This window comes from Pseudomonas sp. NPDC087614 (genome assembly GCF_044743485.1).
Taxonomy (GTDB): domain Bacteria; phylum Pseudomonadota; class Gammaproteobacteria; order Pseudomonadales; family Pseudomonadaceae; genus Aquipseudomonas; species Aquipseudomonas baetica_A.
This window is the reverse complement of record NZ_JBIUWN010000034.1, coordinates 1-15667: the sequence shown is the minus strand read 5'-3', so window position 1 is coordinate 15667 and position 15667 is coordinate 1. Positions and strand designations below refer to the sequence as shown.

Annotated in this window: 11 protein-coding genes; 3 read left to right on the top strand and 8 right to left on the bottom strand. The window is 58.0% G+C overall.

Going from position 1 to position 15667, the window contains the following annotated elements:
• The first annotated feature begins 70 nt into the window (after nt 1–70).
• Nucleotides 71–1663 carry an aldehyde dehydrogenase (NADP(+)) gene (locus ACIOWA_RS14550; RefSeq protein ID WP_401160408.1) on the top strand — a complete coding sequence of 531 codons (1593 nt, stop codon included), beginning with the start codon at nt 71–73 and terminating at the stop codon, nt 1661–1663.
• Entirely contained in the window at nt 1653–2918 is a 1266-nt protein-coding gene (locus ACIOWA_RS14545; RefSeq protein WP_401160406.1) for an NAD(P)/FAD-dependent oxidoreductase, read from the top strand. Before ACIOWA_RS14550 ends, ACIOWA_RS14545 begins: the two co-directional genes overlap by 11 nt.
• Before the next feature lie 44 nt (nt 2919–2962).
• Here ACIOWA_RS14545 and ACIOWA_RS14540 read toward each other — a convergent pair whose 3' ends face one another.
• A complete protein-coding gene (locus ACIOWA_RS14540) occupies nt 2963–3892 on the bottom strand; it encodes a Gfo/Idh/MocA family oxidoreductase (protein WP_339434001.1) in 930 nt (309 codons plus the stop codon).
• Nucleotides 3893–4225: 333 nt separating this feature from the next.
• Between ACIOWA_RS14540 and ACIOWA_RS14535 the strand changes: the two genes are divergently transcribed.
• A complete protein-coding gene (locus tag ACIOWA_RS14535; protein WP_401160404.1) occupies nt 4226–4921 on the top strand; it encodes a tRNA (adenine(22)-N(1))-methyltransferase in 696 nt (231 codons plus the stop codon).
• A gap of 102 nt (nt 4922–5023) precedes the next feature.
• On the opposite strand, the gene ACIOWA_RS14530 is transcribed toward ACIOWA_RS14535, so the two are convergent.
• The 7 genes from ACIOWA_RS14530 to ACIOWA_RS14500 all read right to left on the bottom strand — a co-directional run.
• Entirely contained in the window at nt 5024–5419 is a 396-nt protein-coding gene (locus tag ACIOWA_RS14530; RefSeq protein ID WP_339433999.1) for a hypothetical protein, read from the bottom strand.
• A gap of 53 nt (nt 5420–5472) precedes the next feature.
• Nucleotides 5473–6471: an ankyrin repeat domain-containing protein gene (locus ACIOWA_RS14525; RefSeq protein WP_401160402.1), complete on the bottom strand. Its 999-nt coding sequence runs from the start codon at nt 6469–6471 to the stop codon at nt 5473–5475.
• A 138-nt stretch (nt 6472–6609) separates the two neighbouring features.
• Nucleotides 6610–6873, bottom strand: a complete 264-nt coding sequence (locus ACIOWA_RS14520) for a PAAR domain-containing protein (RefSeq protein WP_339433997.1) — start codon at nt 6871–6873, stop codon at nt 6610–6612.
• A gap of 34 nt (nt 6874–6907) precedes the next feature.
• On the bottom strand, nt 6908–7525 hold the full coding sequence (locus tag ACIOWA_RS14515; RefSeq protein WP_401160400.1) for a hypothetical protein: 618 nt from the start codon (nt 7523–7525) through the stop codon (nt 6908–6910).
• 8 nt (nt 7526–7533) lie between these two features.
• On the bottom strand, nt 7534–12222 hold the full coding sequence (locus ACIOWA_RS14510; RefSeq protein ID WP_401160398.1) for an RHS repeat-associated core domain-containing protein: 4689 nt from the start codon (nt 12220–12222) through the stop codon (nt 7534–7536).
• Nucleotides 12219–15125: a type VI secretion system tip protein VgrG gene (locus ACIOWA_RS14505; protein ID WP_401160397.1), complete on the bottom strand. Its 2907-nt coding sequence runs from the start codon at nt 15123–15125 to the stop codon at nt 12219–12221. Before ACIOWA_RS14505 ends, ACIOWA_RS14510 begins: the two co-directional genes overlap by 4 nt.
• A gap of 128 nt (nt 15126–15253) precedes the next feature.
• Nucleotides 15254–15667: Hcp family type VI secretion system effector (locus ACIOWA_RS14500; RefSeq protein ID WP_221729578.1), on the bottom strand; the 414-nt coding region annotated here is incomplete at its 5' end.

Genomic DNA, 15667 nt, shown 5'->3' with positions numbered 1-15667 from the left:
GCACGCGTTTCTACCTGCCGTGAACCTGTGTAATTCACGGCAGACACCCTTTTTCCAACAGGAATACCCCATGACTCTGACGGGCCATATGTTGATCGGACAAGAAACAGTCGCAGGCAATCGCGAAGCCATTCGAGGGATCAATCCGGCCACCAACGCCGTGCTGGAACCGTCGTATGCAGGTGGCTCGGCCGAGCATGTTGAACAGGCCTGTGCGCTGGCCTGGACCGCACTGGACCTTTATCGCGAGACAACGCTGGATGCCCGCGCCGATTTTCTGGATAGCATTGCCCTGGAAATCGAAGCCTTCGGCGATGAATTGATTGATCGCGCCATGGCCGAAACCGGCCTGCCGCGCCCGCGTTTAATGGGTGAGCGAGGCCGCACCTGTCAGCAACTGCGGATGTTCGCTCGCACTATACGGGCCGGAGAATGGCTGGATGTACGCGTTGATACCGCACAGCCGCAGCGCCAGCCGCTGCCGCGTCCGGATCTGCGTCAACGTCAGGTGCCGTTGGGACCGGTGGCAGTATTTGGCGCGAGCAATTTCCCCTTGGCCTTTTCGGTTGCTGGCGGTGATACGGCGTCGGCGTTCGCCGCTGGTTGCCCGGTGATCGTCAAGGCTCACGGTGCGCATCCCGGCACCAGTGAACTGGTCGGTCGTGCCGTGGCGCGAGCGGTGAAAGCCTGCGGATTACCCGAAGGGGTATTTTCGTTGTTGTACGGGGCTGGCCGCGAAGTGGGTATAGCGCTGGTCAGCGACCCACGGATCAAAGCCGTTGGTTTCACGGGTTCGCGCAGCGGTGGCCTGGCGTTGATCCAAGCGGCGCAAGCGCGTCCGGAACCCATTCCGGTGTACGCGGAAATGAGTTCGATCAACCCGGTGTTGCTGTTCCCGCAGGCGTTGCGCAATCGCGGGCAAGCGCTGGCCGAAGGGTTTGTCGCGTCGCTGACGCTGGGTGCCGGGCAATTGTGTACCAACCCGGGACTGGTGATCGCCCTTAAGGAGCCTGCGCTGGACACCTTTATTGCAGCCACCGCCGAACGGATTCAGCGCAGTCCGGCACAGACGATGCTCACACCCGGGGTCTTCAACGCGTATGAGTCTGCCGTGAATGCACTGGCCGAGAACCCTGGAACAGATATTGCTGCCATCGGCCAGGTCGGTACCGGCCCGAACCAGTGTCAGGCCCATGTATTCGTCACAGAGGCCGTCGACTTTCTCGCCGATCACCAACTGCAAGCCGAAGCGTTTGGTGCCGCTTCGGTGATCGTGCAATGCGCCAGTTGCATGGAAATCCGCCAGGTCATCGATCATCTGGAAGGTCAACTGACCGCGACGCTGCACCTTGAAGACGAGGATCTGGATCAGGCTCGGGCCTTGTTACCGACGCTGGAACGCAAGGCAGGGCGCCTGCTGGTCAACGGCTGGCCGACCGGCGTTGAAGTCAGTGACGCCATGGTTCACGGTGGGCCTTTCCCGGCCACCTCGGATTCACGCACGACATCGGTTGGCACGGCGGCGATCCTGCGGTTTCTGCGCCCGCTCTGTTATCAGGACTTCCCCGACAGCCTGTTGCCCACGGCACTGAAGCAGGCCAATGCGCTGCAGTTGCGGCGTCTGCTCAATGGACAAAGGGAAGCACAAAGCAATGACGAATAACGTGGCGTACGACATCGCTGTAGTCGGCGCCGGGATTATCGGCGTCGCCTGCGCGCTGCGTCTGGCGCGCCAGGGTTTGCGAGTCGTCGTTGTCGACCAGCAGGCGCCCGGACACGGCGCATCGTTCGGTAACGCCGGGCACCTGGCAACCGAGCAGGTGTTCCCGATTGCCGATGTGTCGATTCTCAAGCGTTTGCCAGCGATGTTGATGGACCCGATGGGCCCGTTGCGCCTGGACTGGAAATACCTGCCCCGCGCCCTGCCCTGGTTCACGCGGTTGCTGCTGAATCTGCGCGCGGAGCCCTTTCAGAGAACGGTCGCGGGGCTGCGGGCACTCAATGAGAGCAGTCTTGATGCGTGGCATCGCCTGCTGACTGACATCGACCGACCGGAACTGCTCAAGGTCGACGGTTCACTGCTGGTGTTCGAACGCCCCGAGTCGCGACAGCCGATTGATGCGCTTCAGGCGCGCTTGCGGGAGCAGCAAGTGCCCGTCGATTTCTGGCAGGCCGGTGCGATACAAGAAGCTGCGCCGCTACTCAGCACGCAGATTCAGGGCGGCCTGTTCTTCCCGCGCACCGGGCATTTCATTGATCCGTATCGGGTAGTGTGCGAGTTGGTCGAAGCGGCCAAGGCCAGCGGTGTCAGCTTTTTGAAGCAACAGGTGCAAGGCGGGTATGTGCAAGAACACGGTGTTGTGCTGATCGCCGGATCGGGCAGTTTAACCGCGAGCCGCGTGCTGATCGCCTGCGGTGCGCATTCGGCAAAACTCACCGCCGCACTCACCGGCAAGAAAGTCCCGTTGGACACCGAACGCGGTTATCACTTGATGCTGCCCGAAGAACACAACCGGCTGCCCTTCCCCGTCACCTCGCTGGAGCGCAAGTTCATCATGACGCCGATGTCCGATGGCCTGCGGCTGGCGGGCACTGTCGAATTCGCCGGGCTGGAGCGGCCACCGAGCATGGAGCGCGCGTGGCAGTTACACCATTTGAGCAAGGGTGTGTTCCGCAAGGATCTGAGCGCTGCGGCGGCGACGCCGTGGATGGGCTTTCGTCCGTCATTGCCGGATTCGCTGCCAGTGATTGATCAGGTGTGCGAGGGCAAGGTGTTGCTCGCCTTTGGGCATCAGCATCTGGGGCTGACTCAGGCGGCGGTGACGGCGGAAATGATCGTGCGGATGGCGTTGCCGACGATAGAAAGTCGAATCCGCGATTGGCCGGCAATCGAGCCTTATTCGCTTGATCGTTTCTAAAAAAGCCTGCTTTCAAGGCAGGCTTTCAACGGGTCGCGTGCAGTTCATGCGTCGTAGAACGGCTCGACCGCCACGCGGCTTCCAACAAAGAAACTGTCCGCCACCAACCGCAACGGCTGTAGATCCAGATCACTGACCTTGTCGCCAATCAACTGTTGAAAATGCCGATACACCGCGGCGTACTCGCCCTCCTCCGATACGGCGTGGCGCACACCATCAATGCTCAACAGCGCGCCACCATTATCCAGGCGCAGCACACCTTCGGCGCAGCGAACTTCGATGCTCCAGAGCTCATCATGACCATGGTCGAAATCGAACTCGGCGCGCACATCGAGGTGGCACGCATCAGACATTTTGATGGACGCGGCAATCGGCGACTGGCAGTTGCTCGGCACGCGCAGTTCGGCGGATTCGACAAACAACGGCAGAGCCAGCAGGTGAGTCACGATCGACAAGGCATTGATGCCCGGATCGAAGACGCCCAGGCCGCCCGGCTGCCAGATCCAGGTCTGACCGGGGTGCCACTTGCGCACGTCTTCCTTCCAGTCGATCTGCACGCTTTGCAGGGTGCGCGTCGCGAGCCAGTCGCGGGCCGCGGCAATGCCGGGCGCGTAGCGCGAATGCCAGGCAAACAACGCGCTGACGCCTTGCTGCTCGGCCAGAGTCACCAACGCCAACGCTTCACCCAACGTGGCGCAGGGCGGTTTCTCTACCAGCACATGTTTGCCGGCAGCCAATGCTTGTTGCACTAGAGCAAAACGTCCTTGCGGCGGCGTACAGAACGCAATCGCATCAACCGGCGGGCCGTTCTCGAGCAACTCGCTCAAGGACTGAAAATTTTCTACACCGGGGCAAGGCTTGCCTTGTGTGGCGACTGCCACCAGCTGGAATCCAGGATGGGCGTTGATCGCAGGAACGTGTTGATCCTGCGCAATTTTGCCGTAGCCCACCAGGCCGAGACGGATCGGTTGCATCAATGACTCCACTTTAGTTTTGTTTTAGTCAGCGAACCGGCAGATTACCCGTAAACACCGCGAGCGTCTGTCTGCGCAACGTCACAAAGGCTCACAGGCTCAGGCAAACATTGCACAGCAATGCACTACCGCGAAGGCATGATCGACACCTACAACTTTCCGACGCCGGATGCGCCGATCTAGACGCCTGACCCATTGCCAGTGCGGCCTAACGCAGAGCGGGCACGCCATGAACCTTGTCGCCGGAATTTGACACGTAACGCATTGCTCGCCAGAGTCGCACCCCTTTTGCGGCCATAGACGCCGCAGGTTTGTGCTTAACAGGGGTTGCCGTTGAACGAACAGACATTGTCCGCGCGCCTGGAGCGCGTGGCCGCGCATGTGCCCGCCGGCGCACGGCTGGCCGATATTGGCTCGGATCACGGCTATCTGCCGGTGGCGCTGATGCGCCGAGGCGTGCTTGAGGCGGCGGTTGCCGGTGAGGTGGCGTTGACGCCCTTTCACTCGGCCGAACGCACCGTACGCGAAAACGATCTACAGCAACACATCACCTTGCGCCTGGCCAATGGGCTGGCGGCGATCGGACTGGAAGACGGGATCACCGCCATCACTATCTGCGGCATGGGTGGCGAAACCATCCGCGATATTCTCGAAAGCGGCAAGTCACGCTTAAGCGGCGCGGAACGCCTGATCCTGCAACCCAACGGCGGCGAGCAGCCACTGCGCCAGTGGCTGATGAACAATGGCTACCGCATCCTCAGCGAGGAAGTGCTGCACGAGAATCGCTTCGACTACGAAATCATCGTTGCCGAACGCGCCGAGACAGTGGCGTACACCGATCAAGAGCTTTACTTCGGCCCTCTACAGATGCAGGCACGCAGCCCGGCGTTCCTGATCAAGTGGCAACGCAAGCTGCATCAGAAGCAAAAGACGCTGACTCAATTTGCACGTGCGCAGCAGGCTTTGCCCGAAGCGAAAGTGCAAGAGGTCAAGCAGCAGGCTCAATGGATTGCCGAACTATTAGCGTGATGCGCGTAGGCAGTTTCAGGGACACTCTGCACGGTCCATGACATGAAAAACGCTCGCGATCTGCGAGCGTCCTTCCAAGCTGTAGAATCACATCAGCCGAGATTACAGACCGACACGCTTCAATCCTTCGCGCATGCCCTGATCCGCCTGCTCACACCATTGCTTGAGAGTGAGGTTCGGCGGCAGATTGCTTTCCAGGTTCTTGTATTCCCCGTTAGCCAACACTTCGCCCTTACGACCAGACTGTTCGTTCTTGTCGCCGTCATGTTTGTCAAAATCACCAGGCATATTGTCAACAAAGACAACCATCTTGTTGGCGCTCTCAACGCTGTCTGCTTTCAGGAACCCTTTGTCGACACAATTTTTGACCAGGCCTGACATATTGCGGCCAATGTCGTATATCCCTTTCAGAGTGGCAGCATCTTTTCCATCCGCGTGAGCGATATTGCAGGTGCCAAAAACTGCTGCCATGGCGAGAATCAAAGAAGCGATCTTCATATTTATTCCTTTAAATTTCAGAGAGCATTGAGCTCTGTTTAGCTTGTTTTTTTTTACTGGAACAACTTGATAATGGATTCGGAATACAAATCCGGTACATTTTTTACTGATTTGAGTATGTTTTGACGGACAGTCTGACCTTTCACACTTGGGTCTTGTGCCACATATTCCGGGGGGAAAGCCGGTGCATCTTTATCGGCGCCGGCAGCCAACAAAGCATTTGTGCAATCCGGGTTGCTACGAATTGCACTTTCCAGCAATGGAGTGCCAACAGGCCATGCCTGCTGTTGAGGTGCAAAGGCATCAACGGAAGTGCCAGCCTTGTGCAGCAGGGCAATCCGCTGTGCAGCTTGTGGATCCGGCTGATCGTTCAGTGCATAGGCACGCTCGCAAACGTAATGCAAAGGTGTAGAACCCACCTTGCTGACCCCATAGGGATCAGTACCAGCAGCGATCAACAGCTTGATCAATTCCAGATTGTTCGCACCTTTGCCGATCAATGGAGAAAACCCCTGAGGCGTCAGCATCCGGGCGTCGGCACCAGCCTGCAGCAGCAACTTTGTCACTTCGACCGACGACGGATTTTCTATGCCCACGGCTGCAATAAGTGGCGTATTGGTTCCGCCTTGAGCAATCACATTGGTGTCGGCACCCGCTTTGATCAGGCTCTGCACAATGGGCATTGAGTCCTTCATGTCTTCTGGATCCCCCATATGTCCCAATATGGATAACAGTATTGTTTCACCGTTATCGCTGATTGGTTGATTGACATCGACAGGAAACTCGAGAAGCCGATCTACCAGCACTGGGCTCCTGTAATAAGCTGCATGCCATAGAATAAGCGCGTCAGGCTTTGCGCCGCCCTTGAGCAACTTATTTACGGCATCAAGGTCTTTTTGCTCCTTTGAATAGGCGTATTGAAGTACGGCGGCATCCAATTGTTTATACAGGTCTGCTGGCTGCGCTTGCGCTACGCTCGTACCAGAAAAACATACACCTGCGACAACACATGCGGCCCACAGGCGGTTAAAAGTACAACTCATACTCAGCATATAAAACTCACGACTTGATGGTTAGTATTAATATTCAGGCAATGCAGTAGAACGACTTCATTCATTCTTCAAGCATCCTCAAACAGGCGACAGGAACCCGCGCCATGCATAAAGGCAATCGATGCACAAAATATGGATTCAGCTAATCACGGCCCCTTTCGGCCCACTGGCAATCAGCGCGGCACCGCAGGCGGTTTTCATGCCATCGAGCGCGATCGGCGTGCCATCGACGGTGTAGGTACTGCTGCCCTCGGCAATCGGGAAAATCCCCTTACACAATGGGCAACTAACCTTGTGACCGAGCCCGGCAATCGGCTTGCCGTTGAGGTCGGTCTGGGAGAAAGCTTCGAGGACCTTGCCACCGTGAGTGGTAGAGTCGCCCAAGCGAATGGCGTCTTTCATGTTGTCACTCCTTTGACTTTTGAGCGGATAATTATCATCGCGTATTGCAACTGGGATAAAGCTGTCGAACCAAGCGATTAAAAGCATTCGAACAGCCTTGTAATCTGGCTTCGTTTATCATCGAATCGAGAGTAAGGCACTTGTAAGTTTCATGCACTGCCTTCTTTGCTACGTCACCAAAACGCTTATTATCAAAATCACACTCGACAGTTGAAATCATGTAGGAACTTCTTTTGGATCGCCGACCAAATCTTATTACGATCCTTCTGTCAAAAATCAGTGCTCCTTCACTTTTATCTTCGGAAAAATAGAACGAAATCCGATTATCGCCTATATATCTCGCCGCTGTAGCAAATGGTTGCTTTCTTAAAAGAGAAGTCAGCCTCACCCCACATGCAACACCAAGGCCGCCCCCTAATTTCTCGCTCACGAAAAAATATTGCTTAAATACAATCTCTATTTTTCTACGCGAATTAGGAACATCGTATGCTTTCTCGAAAAAATGAAAATCATTCAGATCCCCGACCAACTCAAAATCGGCATTTATCAATTCCATCTCAGAGAGACTCTTCAATCCAAAAATATTTGGTTGAAGATTACCCGCTCCTTCTAAAAACAGCGCAATCAACTTATAAAAATCAGTAGAAATCATATATTCCCTTATTTACGCGCTACCGGGTTCGTTCCAGCGGCATGGTGCCCACTCAGAATGGTACCGACCTGTTTCAGTTCCGGCACACGTGCAGAATTTGGATTTGCGTCGACTCCGGCCTGTGCAGCTTTGGTAAGCCGATCCACGTTGCTCGGTTTGTCGAGGTATTTTAGAACACACTCACATGCCTTACCCCATTGGGAATTGGGCATCGCTCGCGTTGCCTTGTCGGCCGGTGCGAGTACAACATGGGTTCCTTCAGCGTTCGGTTTAAGAGCAATGTGACCACCGGCGGGAGGCAAGCCAGACCCGTTCACGTTAACGTGAACGCCTCGAGCCAACACGTCTTGTCCTGCCGTATTCGCTCCTACTTTATGGCCTGCTAGACCTAATGGGTCGATGAGCCCGACGGGGTTATCCCCGTAAAAATAAAGATTCAGCCCACCCGCATAGCTAATCGGATCCTGACTAATAAACCGCCCAACCCCCGGATCATAGTACCGATACCGGTTGTAATGCAGCCCCGTCTCATGATCGTGATACTGCCCCTGGAACCGTATCGGGTTCATAACGCCATGCTGCCGCGCCCACTCCGAACGCTGTTCCGTCACCTGCCCCCACGCCTTGTATTGCGCGGTCCATGCCATGCTGCCTTGTGAATCAGTCAGCTCTTGCGGGGTGCCGAGGTGATCGCATTGATACCAGGCCAGCGCGTCAAACGGTAATGCAGTTGCCTTGTAATTCCACAGCGGATCCTCATCCATACTGTACTCACCGCTGTAGTCCGGTTGGCCCATCAGGTTGATCGGTGCATGACGCACGGCTTGCGCGACGGGGATGAAAGTGCCCGGTTCGAAGACGTAATGCACGGTGCGACCCGGTGCGCCATCGCTCTGCGCCGGGCTGCTTTCCCAGGCGATGTTGTCGCCATCCCAGCCGTACAAGGTGAAGCCGCAGCCCAGTTCACGCTGTTTGCGGGCGTGCTCGTTTCTGTTCCAGAGGGAACCGGCTTCAGGCCGCTGTTTGTAGTGCGCGCGGGAGTTTTTGTGCAGGCGGCGTCCCAATGCGTCGTAAGCGAAATCCACGCTCAGACGAGGATCTTCAAAATGCACCAGCCGATCAAACAGGTCCCAACGCAGATCACTGCGTTGGCCGTTGTGCCAGCGCTGGATCTGGTTGCCGCGTTCGTCGTAGTCGTAGTGGGTGCCGGCGTATTCGCGCAGCAAGTTGTCGACCAGTTTGCTGCGCGGTGGGGTCAGGTCTAGCGGGCGGCGAATTTCCGTTGCCTTGTCGTCCAGCAGGTTGCCGGCCGGGTCGAAGGCGAAGGTTTCCACGCCTTGACGTGTGGTGGCGCTGAGCAGTCGGCCGACGGGATCGTAGCGATAGGCGAGCGGGCCGCGACGGCTGTCGTTGATGTCGGTCAGTTGGCCAGCGGTGTCGTATTTGTACTCACGTTTGAGCAGTGTGGATTTGTCATCGCTGCGTCCCAGTAGTTGTTCTTGCAAGCGGCCGGCCGGGTCCCAGCTCTGGGTTTGCAGCAGGTGGTTGCCTTGATGACGGGCAACTTCGCGGTGCAGGTCGTCGCGTTCGTAGCCGATCAGTTCATGTTCATCCAGGCGTATGCCCAGTAGGTGGCCGCTGCCGTAAGTGAGCCAACTGACGCGGTGGCCGTCCGGGCGTACGGTGGCAACACGTTGATTGAGCACATCGTACTCGTGCTGCCAGATCGCGACGGTGGGCTTTTCCAGCCCGAGGTAATGCTGGTATTCGCGCAGCAGATTGCCGGCCGGGTCGTGGAACCATTGCAGACGGCTGTCGGCGTTGTCAGCCAGCACCATATTGCCGTTGCCGTCGTAGGCAAAAGTCTCGCTTTGCGACTGCTCGCCCAAGGTGGCGCGACGCTCGATCAGGCGGCCCATCGGGTCAAAACTCGCCGAGATGATGCGTTTGCCATTGATCAATTGGGCGAGGCGACCAGTTATCGGGTCGTACTGATAGCGAGTGCTGCGCCCGTCAAATCCGCTCTCTTCCAGCAGGCGTCCGACCGGGTCATAGTGGAAGTGCGCGCGTTGTTCGTTTTCGTTTTCCAGGGCGGTTAGCCGTCCGAGACGGTCCCAGCGATAGCGCAGGGTTTGCTCGGCGGCATCAACACGTTCGGCGATCAAACCGGCCGCGCTGTAGCTCCAGGTGGTGCAGCGATCGAGACCGTCGACATGCGTCAACAACCGACCTTCGGCGTCGCGTTCAAAGCGCTCTTCGGTTTTATCCGGGTGCTTGATCAGCACCAGTTGGCCAGCCTTGTATTCGTATTCGGTGGTGTTACCGGCGGCGTCGGTGAAGCAGATCATCTGCCCCAGTTCGTTGTATTCCCAAGCACTGGTTTTGCCTGAGCAATCGACGTACTCGACCAGTTGCCCGGCGTCGTTGTAATCCAAAGTCTTTTCGTTGCCGTTGGCGTCCTTGATCGCGGTGGGCTGACCGGATTTGTTGTAGGCGTATTCGGTTTTGTTGCCCAGCGGATCGAGCGCTTCGACCAGGTTGCCTTGGTCGTCATAGGCGCGTTGCCACTGACCACCCTCGGCATCACTGATTTTGATCAGCATGTCTTGGTCGTCGTAGGCGTAATGCATCACCGTGTGATCGGCTCGGATGTGTTCGAGCAGGTTGCTGCGTTCATCGTAGCTGTAGCGATCCGTGCTGCCATCGGCATTCACGCGGCGCACGATGTTCTTGGCCTCGTCGCGGAAGAACCATTCCGAACGCTCATCCGCGTAACGGATGCGGTAGGTGTAGCCAAGGATGTCGTAGTAGTGCCAGGTCTCGTTGCCGAGCGCATCGGTGACGTAGGTCAGACGGATGTTTTCGTCCCACTCCAGACGCGTGTCGAAACTGCCATCGTCGGCCCATTCGCGCACGGCTTTGGCCTTGGCGCCTTGGCCGTCCCACTCCAGATTCATGCCGCGCCCGGTGCGGTCGGTGTAGCGGGTGATCAGGTGATGCTCAAACTGATACGACCAGACTGCGCCATTCTCGTCCTGCGCCTGAATCAGGTCGCCATAGGTGTCGTACTGGTAGGCGCAGAGCTGTCGCAACGGTTCGCCGTCAACGATCTGCCAGAGGCCGATAAACCGGCCGTGATCGTCGATCATCGTGCCGAGGTGCAAGTGCACCTTGCTGGTGTCGTTTTCCTGATAGGTGATCAGGTCGGAGAGCACCGAGTGTTCGCCGTAGCGATGCTCGTAATGCAGCATGATTCCGGCGCCGTTGCGCAGGGAAATGTTGCTCAGCACAAAACGCTGGCCACGGCGCACGTAGGTTTCCTTGCGTTCGAAACCGTGGCACAGCAATAGCTGATCTTCCCTGGCACGAACGAGGGTGATGTTTTCGATGGCATCGTAATGAAACAGACCGACTTTGGGCAGCGGATAGCTGTGGTCACGGCCGTCGGCGCCGTAAAAGGTCAGGCCATCGTCCACGCAGTCGAAACGTGTGGTGAACTCGCTTATCCAGCGGGCGCCGAGCTCGCTCTGATCGTAGGCGTCGAGGCGGGAGTTGTAAGTGCGTGTCCATTCGATCGGGAATGGGCCGGGCAAGCTGAAATCGGTATGGCTGAGGCTTTCTGAACCCAAAGCAAAATTGATGCTGAAGCGCGTGCCGGTACACGGACATTTCTCTGGCTTGGGTGCGCCTTTCGCCGGAGCCTGTCGGCCCGTCGCTCCCAACGCGCCTTCCGAGGCCGTATGCTTGGCTTGACTGACCTGATCCGGCTTAACTCCCGCGCTCTGCCCATGAGCATTGCGTTTACGCCAAAGAGTGACCGCACTGGACAAAATCAGCAGTAACCAGCCAATAGAGTTTTGAACCGATTCATCGTCCAACTTGCTTAACTGGGTACGCAGTTCCGGGCCCATGGCGCGCAGTTTCGCGGTCTCGGTAGCAACCTTCTTCTTCACGTCATCAGGCAGCAGATGATCCGCCGCACTGTTGGCCAAGCCTTTACCTGCGGCTTTATATGCGCTGGAGGCAGCCCCGAAAATATTGCTGATCGCTGCAAGTGGGTCATTGAGCAACTGGTCGCCGGCTGCGCTGATCTGTTGGCTGGCAGCCTGCGCATCCCCTTTGGCATCAAGCTTGCCATTGGCCACCGAGTCGAGGCCTTTGGCGATCTCGTTAATAACGTCCTCGCCCAGTTTGCCTGCATCCGCCAGAATACCCGGCAACTTGCCTTTGGCCTGTTCAACAAAGTCGTCGAGGGTGCCGATGATGGATTCGTTCAAGTGTCCGATCAGGATTTCGATGACCGATGAACTGAGCAGCATCTTGCTGCTGGCCTTCATCTCCTGACGCACCAGAAACAGTGTCGGGCGCAAGGTCATGCGCGCCGCTGCCATCGCCGGTGGTAAAGGCAATACGCCGATCAGGTTGATGCCAAGGCTGGCCCAAGCCAGCAAATCACGCTTCTGGGCATTCGACAGGGTGACGATGTCACCCAGCGCATCGACCAAAGCCATGATGTTGCCCACCACGGGTAAGGCGCCGGCGACGTTCTTGATCCGATCAAGAGTGACCACACCGCCACTGGCGGATTGAAGCCAGGCGTCGAAGGTTGCCGCACCGCTGGCAACATCCTGAATGTCGATGGCATTCAGTGGAACGATGGCAACCTGAGGTTCACGTTTTACAATTTCAGTGGTCATGACAGCATCTCACCCGCCAACAGGCCCGGGGTTTTCAAGGAAGGTTTTGGCAGCGTTGGTGCGGGAAGCGTCGGCAATCGGCCGCCCTTGCTCGCGGCGCCGAGGATGCTCGACGCACTCGGCATGGCGGCACTCGCCAGTTTCGGCAATCCAGCCACTCCGCCCTGCACGGCGCCTTTGACCTGCTGCGCCGTTTGCATTGCGCCCTGCGCGGTCTGCACCGCACTCATCCCTGTTTGTGCCATTTCCTTGCCCTTCTCCAGCATGTCCCAGTTCTTCGTTGGCAATACCTGCGCGACCATCGCCTGCACCTGACTCGGCACCTCTTCGCCCCCCGGCGGATTCAACGGCCATTCCGGCTTGCCGATGTAGCTGCCATCGCTCCAGGTGTCCGCCGGATCCTTACCGAACAGCACGCGCGCCGGTCCCGGCGCAGCGCCGGCGACACTGGCAAAACCTTTGCCATCGAGCTTGCCCTTGATGCTTTTGCCCAAGGCATCAATGACTTCGTAGTCGCCGTCCTTGATGCCTTGGCGCCCGGCGTATTGGTTGAACAATTCGAGGTTGCCCTTGCCCGGTTTCGGCGGTTCCGGGAATACCCCGGCCAGACTTTTCGCACCGGTGTAGGCAAAGTTCGCCGCATGGGCCGTGTACGGGCCGCTGGTAGCGTGAGTAATGCCACCAGCGTTGTAAGTCGTGGCACTGCCACCACCCTGGATCACCAATTCAGTCTTGGCGGTAATGGTGATGCGGTCGGCATTGGCGGTGATGTTGAGTTTGGCCAGCAGATTAATGCTGTCCTTGAGCGCCCGCACGTCGATGTCACCGGACGCGGCTACCAGGCGCCATCCCATGCTTTGCACGAACAGGCGCATGCCGCGACTGGCGCTGGCCAGCAGGCGTTTACCGATGGAGAGGCTAGTGTGCCCGGTGCTGCTCAGCGCCAGGTGTTCGCCGGTGGCGATGTGGCTGGAACGCGGGGTGGTCAGGGCGATGCCCGCCGGACTGGCGAGCACCAGATGCGGCTCGGTGAATTCCGGGAATTCGTTGGCCGTCATGTTCGCCGGGCCGCTGCCGAGCACGCCTTGATGCTGAGCATGCAGCGCCTTGGCCACCTCGTCCTGATCGCCCGATTCCTGTGCTTGCAGCTCTTTGGCTTGCACGGCAAAACCGTCCTGCTGATCGCTCGCGGTGGCGAGGCGTTCAGCGGTTTCCGGTAAATCCTTGTGGTGCTTGGATTCGTTCGGGCGCGGCTCGGTGGTGATCAGCAAACCGGCACCGGCACGCACCGCGCCATGGCGGTCGGTGCGCAATTCGAACCCTTCGCCACGCGGCTGGCCGCCGCTTGGGCGTGGATGTGTCAGGTAGCCGAGGTTGATCGCACTCGCACCGTGGTCACTGCGCAGCGCGATGCTGATCTCGCTGGTGGTGTCGTCGATGCGCAGTTCGTTGGCGCGGCTGCCCTTGTATTCCTTGCTCTTGACCGTGGCCAGAGTCTTGAAATCCGGCAGTTTGTAAGGCGGCAGATTGGCGCCGTGGTACAGGCAACCGGTGATCAGCGGCTGATCGGGATCGCCTTCAAGGAAGGTGATCAACACCTCCATGCCGACTCGCGGAATGTTGATCGAGCCAAAGGTTTCCGCTGCCCAGCTCGACGCGACACGCATCCAGCAACTGGTCATGTCGTCGTGTTTGCCTTCGCGATCCCAAAAGAATTGCACCTTCACCCGGCCGTACTGATCGCAGTAGATCTCTTCGCCTTCAGGGCCGCAGACCACGGCACTCTGGGTGCCGAGGACTTTCGGTTTCGGGTGATCGAGCGGCGGACGGTACGGCACGTCCCACGGGATGGCGCTGAAGCGGTTGCGGTAGCCCTGGTGGAAATCGTCCTTCAGGTCAGTGGTGTCGCTGGTCACCGACTCTTCCAGCACTTGCGGCTGCTTGCCTTCGTGGAAGATTTCAGTGAGCAGCCACAGGTCGTTCCACGTCGGGTTGGCGTGTTCGGTCAGGGCAAGAAAATGTCCGCTGACCAGAATCGGCTGGTCGCTGCTACCTTCGGCCAGACGGTAGTCGCTGCGATGACGTTCCAGTGCGCGATTAGCCAAATGTTTGCCGCGGTCGCGATCCACGAAACGGCCCGGGTAATCGTAATCTTCCAGGTCCGGCTGAGCGCTGCTTTTGGCATCGCTTTCCAGCTCGATTTTCGGTTTGACGAAGTCGTAATCGCGCCGTGTGGTACGGCTGGTGCGCGTAGCCAGACGCAGGCCGAAACGCTTGACCACCGGTTTGTCCGCGACCAGCCCGGAGTCTTGCTGGTAGGCCACAGGCGCGAGTTTCGGGAACACCGTCTGGTCATCACCGAAGGTCAGTTTGTGGCCGCTGGCGGCGTGCTGGAAGTGGTAGTGAATCCCCTCCTCCTCGCACAGGCGCTGGATGAAATCGAGATCCGATTCGTCGTACTGCACGCAGTAGATGCGCTCGGGGTAAATCGCGCTGAGCTGGAAGTGATAATCGCTGGCGAGGATGCCGTGTTCTTCCAACACCTGGCTGATGATCTGCTGCACGGTCATCTGCTGGAAGATCCGCTGATTGACCCGGTGCGCGAGGTACGCCAGTTGCGGGCGCAGGGAGATCTTGTAGCGCGTCAGGCGCTTGCCCGCCTCGCCCTGGGCGATGCTGTAGACCAGCCCGTGAATGCCACTGCCGCTCGGTGACAACTGAAGAAACGCCAGTTTGTGCAGCACGCTTTCGAGGTTGATCGAAGCCTTTTCGCTGACCAGTTCCAGCTCGAATTCGAAGGGGGTGTTAAGTGCCTCCCGGCCGGTAAACGACAAGACCTGGAAATCGGTTTCCACGCCATCGACGGTCAGGTTGAAATGAGGCTGGTTGGCCGGTGAGAACATCCCATGTTCCTCGCGCAATGCTGCGACGCGCAACAGCCGGTTGGTGGGCTATTGGCGAAAAATTCTTTAAGTAGTGAGTGTGCCTCGACCGGCGAAACCGGCCGAGACGGTACAACCATCAGCCGTAATTAAACGACTGGAGCACGCCAGTCATCGGAACCCGAAGTACCGGATACTTCGTGGGTCCAGGTGATTTTGCGGTAGGTGAACTGCACTTCTTCCAGGTGGGTGAAGTGCGAGTTGCCTGGATCCTGGCAGTTGTGCATTTTGTTGTTGATGGCGACGATGATCGCGTCTTCCAGTTTGGTGGTGTAGTAGTGCTCTTGAGTACCTTGAGCCGAAGTACGGAACCACTGGATAACGATTTCGCTCATGCGCTCGCCCGAAGTCAGAGCGGCTTGCAGCAGAGGCGAAGCCTTGTCGTAGACCTTGGTGATCACAACTGGCTTGTGAACGCGCTGACCGGTTGGCTGACCGGATTGTGGGTCACGCGGGATGATCACGTCGTGGCTGAACGCCTGAACCATGACCTGGTCTTCGTG